The 5,772-nt window shown below is 74.4% G+C and carries 4 protein-coding genes and 1 pseudogene; 3 read left to right on the forward strand and 2 right to left on the reverse strand.

All coding sequences use genetic code 11. The features are described 5' to 3' along the window. A pseudogene (locus GPJ59_RS38045) lies at window positions 1-495 on the reverse strand (hypothetical protein); the annotation flags it as partial. 266 nt (window positions 496-761) lie between these two features. Between GPJ59_RS38045 and radA the strand changes: the two are divergent. From radA to GPJ59_RS32510, 3 genes are all read left to right on the forward strand, one after another. Next, window positions 762-2,171, forward strand: a complete 1,410-nt coding sequence (gene radA / locus GPJ59_RS32500; protein ID WP_219671507.1) for a DNA repair protein RadA — start codon at window positions 762-764, stop codon at window positions 2,169-2,171. A 543-nt stretch (window positions 2,172-2,714) separates the two neighbouring features. Then, window positions 2,715-3,839 carry a DNA integrity scanning diadenylate cyclase DisA gene (gene disA / locus GPJ59_RS32505; protein ID WP_219671508.1) on the forward strand — a complete coding sequence of 375 codons (1,125 nt, stop codon included), beginning with the start codon at window positions 2,715-2,717 and terminating at the stop codon, window positions 3,837-3,839. A 141-nt stretch (window positions 3,840-3,980) separates the two neighbouring features. Next, window positions 3,981-5,129: a baeRF2 domain-containing protein gene (locus GPJ59_RS32510; protein WP_219671509.1), complete on the forward strand. Its 1,149-nt coding sequence runs from the start codon at window positions 3,981-3,983 to the stop codon at window positions 5,127-5,129. A gap of 71 nt (window positions 5,130-5,200) precedes the next feature. Here GPJ59_RS32510 and GPJ59_RS32515 read toward each other — a convergent pair. Continuing rightward, a partial coding sequence (locus tag GPJ59_RS32515; protein WP_219671510.1) for a hypothetical protein occupies window positions 5,201-5,772 on the reverse strand: 572 nt, incomplete at its 5' end.

A 5,772-nucleotide genomic window follows, 5' to 3' on the forward strand; every position in this document is an offset into this window, starting at 1 on the left:
GCTGCGGCCTGCCGAGCTGCCGCCGCCGGTCGAACCGCCGGCGCCGGCTGCGCCGCCGAAGCCCGCCGAGCCGTAGGCGCCGGACGGGCCGCCAAAGCCCGCCGAGCCGTAGGCGCCCGTCGAACCGCTGCGGCCGGCCGAGCTGCCGCCGACGGTCGCCACGTTCGTGTCGTGCGCGCTACCCGGCGCACCACGGGGCGCACTCCCCGGCGCTCGACTGTCCTCCTTGCGCTCCGGCGCACGCCTCCCGGTGTGTGCGCCCCGCCCCTGGCGCTGCTCGGCGAGCCGGCTCAGACAACCCCAGCGGGCCAGTGCGTACAGCCAGGCCCGCCGGTCGGCCTCGTCCGGACATCGGCCCGGGTTCCGCTCGGCCACGGCCAGCACCTCGCCGAGCACGGCGGTGGCGGCGTCGTGGTCGCACAGGACCGACAGGCAGTAGGTGAACAGGCCGTCCAGATACGGCTCGTGCCGGAAGGGGGGCGGCTGCTCCGCCACGGGAGCCACGGGAGGCGTGCGCCCGTGCGCCCGGTGTGCGCCGGTGCGCGTTGCGGGGTCTGCCTGGCTGCTGCTGCTCACCCGGCGAAGGTAGGGGGCGTGCGGGTGACCGTCCGGAAGCCTTGACCAGTTTTAACCCTTACGGGTGAAGAGATCGCACGAAGGGGGACAGCGGCCCTGACGCCCGGCCCCGGCCCCGGCGCGCCCGGTCCCGGCGCGCCCGGGGCCGGGCGGCGCTGTCGTAGGCGGCCGATACCGTGGGCGGCATGGCTGCCCGTACATCTCGCTCATCCGCCAAGGACCGGCCGTCCTACCGTTGCACCGAGTGCGGCTGGACCACCGCCAAGTGGCTCGGCCGCTGCCCCGAGTGCCAGGCCTGGGGCACCGTCGAGGAGCAGGGCGCGCCCGCCGTCCGGACCACCGCGGCCGGCCGGGTCTCCTCCGCCGCGCTGCCGATCGCCCAGGTCGACGGCCGGCAGGCGGCCGCCCGCTCGACCGGCGTGGACGAGCTGGACCGGGTGCTGGGCGGCGGACTGGTGCCGGGTGCGGTGGTACTGCTCGCCGGCGAGCCCGGCGTCGGCAAGTCCACGCTGCTGCTGGACGTGGCGGCGAAGGCGGCCAGCGAGGCGCACCGCACGCTGTACGTGACGGGCGAGGAGTCCGCGAGCCAGGTCCGGCTGCGCGCCGACCGGATCCGCGCGCTGAACGACCACCTCTACCTGGCGGCGGAGACCGACCTGTCCGCCGTCCTCGGGCACCTGGACCAGGTGAAGCCCTCCCTGCTGGTCCTGGACTCCGTACAGACGGTCGCCTCCCCGGAGATCGACGGCGCGCCCGGCGGCATGGCGCAGGTCCGCGAGGTCGCCGGGGCGCTGATCCGGGCGTCCAAGGAGCGGGGCATGTCGACGCTGCTGGTCGGCCATGTGACGAAGGACGGCGCGATCGCCGGTCCGCGGCTGCTGGAGCACCTGGTCGACGTGGTGCTGCACTTCGAGGGCGACCGGCACGCGCGGCTGCGGCTGGTGCGCGGGGTGAAGAACCGGTACGGGGCGACGGACGAGGTCGGCTGCTTCGAGCTGCACGACGAGGGCATCACGGGGCTGGCGGACCCGTCCGGGCTGTTCCTGACCCGCCGGGCCGAGCCGGTACCAGGCACGTGCCTGACGGTGACGCTGGAGGGGCGGCGGCCGCTGGTCGCGGAGGTGCAGGCGCTGACGGTGGACTCGCAGATCCCGTCGCCCCGGCGGACGACCTCCGGTCTGGAGACGTCGCGGGTGTCGATGATGCTGGCGGTGCTGGAGCAGCGGGGGCGGATCAGCGCGCTGGGCAAGCGGGACATCTACAGCGCCACGGTGGGTGGGGTGAAGCTGTCGGAGCCGGCGGCCGATCTGGCGATCGCGCTCGCGCTGGCCTCGGCGGCGAGTGACACGCCTCTGCCGAAGAATCTGGTGGCGATCGGGGAGGTTGGGCTGGCGGGTGAGGTGCGGCGGGTGACGGGTGTGCAGCGGAGGCTTGCGGAGGCGCATCGGCTGGGCTTTACGCATGCGTTGGTGCCGGCGGACCCGGGGAAAGTGCCTTCCGGCATGAAGGTGATCGAGGTCGCGGACATGGGGGATGCGCTGCGGGTGCTGCCGCGGGCGCGGCGTTCCGCGAAGCCGGCGCCGGCCGAGGGCTGAGCGGGGCGGGGCGGAGCGGGGCCGCTGCGCGGGGCCTTTTCCCCTACCCGCCCCTTCCCGTAACCGGGGCTGCCGCCCCGGACCCCCACCCCTGTTCGGGGGCCATCCCGGCCGTGGCGGACCTGCGGGTCCCCTGTGGCTGATCGCGCAGTTCCCCGCGCCCCTGACGGGGCGCAGCCCGGCCCATTCCAGCCCCGCCGGCGTTTGAGGCGCGGGGGCCCGGGGGCAGAGCCCCCGACAGCGAAGCCCAGGTCCAGCCCGGACCCCGGCCCCCGGCACAGCCCAGCCCAATCCAGCCCCGCCGGCGTTTGAGGCGCGGGGGTGCGGGGGCGGAGCCCCCGACAGCGAAACCCGGGTCCAACCCGGACACCGGCCCCCGGCGCAGCCCGGCCCATTCCAGCCCCGCCGGCGTTTGAGGCGCGGGGGTGTGGGGGCGGAGCCCCTGGCAAGAAGGTTCGGCGGGGGTCTGGTGGGCGCCGGTAGACTTTGGGCTGGTCCGCCCGGCCGCGTCCGGGCGGCGCGACCCGCGACCGGAGGAGTGCAGTGGCAGCCAAGGACGGGGCAGCAGCACCCGGGAAGTCCGGCGCGAGCTCCAAGCACGAGGCGTTGATGCGCGCCTCGCTGACGGCCGTTGCCCCTGGTCAGGCCCTGCGTGACGGCCTGGAGCGGATCGTCCGCGGCAACACCGGCGGGCTGATCGTCCTCGGCATGGACAAGACCGTCGAGGCGATGTGCACGGGCGGTTTCGTGCTGGACGTGGAGTTCACCGCGACCCGGCTGCGCGAGCTGTGCAAGCTCGACGGCGCCCTGATCCTCGACAAGGACATCACCAAGATCCTGCGCGCCGGCGTGCAGCTGGTGCCGGACGCGTCGATCCCGACCGAGGAGACCGGCACCCGGCACCGGACCGCCGACCGGGTGTCCAAGCAGTGCGGGTTCCCGGTCGTGTCCGTCTCGCAGTCGATGCGGCTGATCGCGCTGTACGTCGACGGGGAGCGGCGGGTTCTGGAGGAGTCCGGGGCGATCCTGTCCCGGGCGAACCAGGCGCTGGCCACCCTGGAGCGGTACAAGCTGCGCCTGGACGAGGTGGCCGGCACGCTGTCCGCGCTGGAGATCGAGGACCTGGTCACCGTCCGCGACGTCACCGCCGTCGCCCAGCGGCTGGAAATGGTCCGCCGGATCGCGACCGAGATCGCCGAGTACGTCGTGGAGCTCGGCACGGACGGCCGGCTGCTGTCGCTCCAGCTGGACGAGCTGACGGTGGGCATCGAGCAGGAGCGGGAGCTGGTCATCCGCGACTACGTGCCGGAGCCGACGGCGAAGCGTTCCCGCACCGTGGACGAGGCACTGGCCGAGCTGGACTCGCTCACCCACGCCGAACTGCTGGAGCTGCCGATCGTGGCCCGCGCGCTCGGCTACACCGGTTCCCCCGAGACGCTGGACTCGGCGATCTCGCCGCGCGGCTACCGGCTGCTGGCCAAGGTGCCGCGGCTGCCCGGGGCGATCATCGAGCGGCTGGTGGAGCACTTCGGCGGACTGCAGAAGCTGCTCGCGGCGAGCGTGGACGACCTGCAGACGGTGGACGGCGTCGGCGAGGCCCGCGCCCGCAGCGTCCGCGAGGGCCTCTCCCGCCTGGCCGAGTCCTCGATCCTGGAACGTTACGTCTGATTCGTTACGTTTGATTCGTTACGTCTGATCCCCCGCGCGGCGGCGGTTTGCCGCCCGGGCCCGTGGGCAACCGCGGTGAGAACGGCAGACCCGGCCGCTCGACGGTCCGTCCTGCCAGCCGTCCCAGCCATGGGGGTCATCATGGATCTCGGTTTCCTGAAACCGCTTTACGCCAGTCAAGGACCCTGGGCCTCGGTCTACGTCGAGACCACCCGGGCGACCGAGGACGCGCAGCAGATCCAGCAGCTCCGCAACCGCACGGTCGCCTCCCAGCTCATCGACGCAGGAGCCGACGCGTACGCCGTCCGGGCCGTCGCCGACCGGCTCGCCCAGGAACCCGTTTCCGCGGCGCCGCCCGGACGGGCGCTGTTCGCCGCCGGTGGCGAGGTGCTCCTCGACATCCCGCTCGCCCGGCCGCCGGTCTCCACCGAGGCGACCTGGTCCGTCCTGCCGCATCTGACGCCGCTCGCCCAGCTGAGGGGCGAGGAGCCGAGCTGCCTGGTCGCGTACATCGACCGCACGGGCGCCGATCTGGAGCTGCACGACGGTCACCGCCGGATGCCGGTGGGCGAGACCCGGGGAAAGGAATGGCAGGGCCGTGGGCACCGCAGCATCCCCGAGGACCGGTACGAGTGGCACTACCGGAACAAGGTGGAGAACGCCTGGAACGAGACCGCCGACATCATCGCGGCGGAGCTCGTGCGCCAGATGCCGCAGACCGGCGCCCAGCTGCTGATCCTGGCCGGCGATGCGCGCGAGCGCAGGGCCGTCCACGACCGGCTCCCCGTGCAGCTGCGGGAGGCCGCCGTCGAGATCGACAGCGGCAGCAGGTCGCCGGGTGCCTCGCGGAGCGTCCTCGACCGGGAGATCTCGCAGGTGCGCGAGACGTTCGCCCGCAACCGGCTCGACAGCGTGCTGGAGCGTTTCCGCAAGGGCCGCGGCCGCCCCGGCGAGCACCGCGCCTCCACCGTGGACACGGGGCCCGGCGAGGCCGCGGAGGGCGTGCCGGCGGTGGTGGACGCCCTGCGTACGCACCAGGCGGCCACCCTGCTCCTCACGCCGGACGGCTCGGACGCGGGGCGCGCGGTGTGGATCGGTCCCGGCGCCGATGATGTCGCCGTACAGCGCGGCCAGGCCCGTGCCATGGGCGTCGAGAAGCCGGTGCAGGCCCGCGCGGACGATGCGCTGCTGCGCTCCGCGGTGGCGGCGGGCTGCGAGGTCCTGGTGGTCCCGGAGTCGATGCCCGGCCCGGCGGGCGGCCTGGGCGCCGTCCTGCGCTGGACCATGTGAGGCTGCCGGGCCGGGTCCGGCCCGCCGCCCGGGGTCGGGCCCGGATAGGGCCCAGCCCCGCCCAGCCCCGCTCAGTCCTGCTTCAGCACGAACGACGTCCGGGCCACCGGCATGCCCGGTGCCTTGACCTCGACCACGTAGGTGTCGGGTCCCGCGTTGCCCGCCGGGGGCGCCTGGCACTGGCCGGCCGCGCTGAACGTGCGGTCCCACTCCAGGGCCTGGGTGGTCTGGCCCTGCGCCGGCAGCTTGAAGAACGCGTTGCCGGCGCCGCGGGGGCAGTGGTCGGAGGACCACACGGCCTTGTTGCCGCTCGCCTGAAGGATGGTCAGCACCGCCTGCTTCGGGCCGAGATCGACCTTGCAGCTGCTGCCGGAGGTGTTGCGGGCCAGGAGTTCGAGACGGGGGCGCTCGCCCGCCGCGTACTCGTTCTTGACGCTCCTGACCTCCCACTGCACGGCGCTGGGCGGGCACGTGGGCAGCTCCGAGTTGGCCGGGACCTGGCCTCCGCCGCCGCCCCAGCTGCCCGCGCCCGCAGCGGAGTTGCCCGTACCGCCTGCCGGGTCGCCGTTCTTGCCGCCACCGCCGGAGGCACCGGCGCCCGCGTCGGCGCCGCCGCCGCTGCCGCTGCCGCCCGCCGCGGAAC

Source organism: Streptomyces bambusae, from assembly GCF_019400985.1.
Lineage (GTDB): Bacteria > Actinomycetota > Actinomycetes > Streptomycetales > Streptomycetaceae > Streptomyces > Streptomyces bambusae_A.

Bases quoted from the DNA above. Each gene is read 5' to 3' on its own strand.
- radA (WP_219671507.1), top strand. From the start codon at position 762: ATGGCTGCCCGTACATCTCGCTCATCCGCCAAGGACCGGCCGTCCTAC.
- GPJ59_RS32510 (WP_219671509.1), top strand. From the start codon at position 3,981: ATGGATCTCGGTTTCCTGAAACCGCTTTACGCCAGTCAAGGACCCTGG.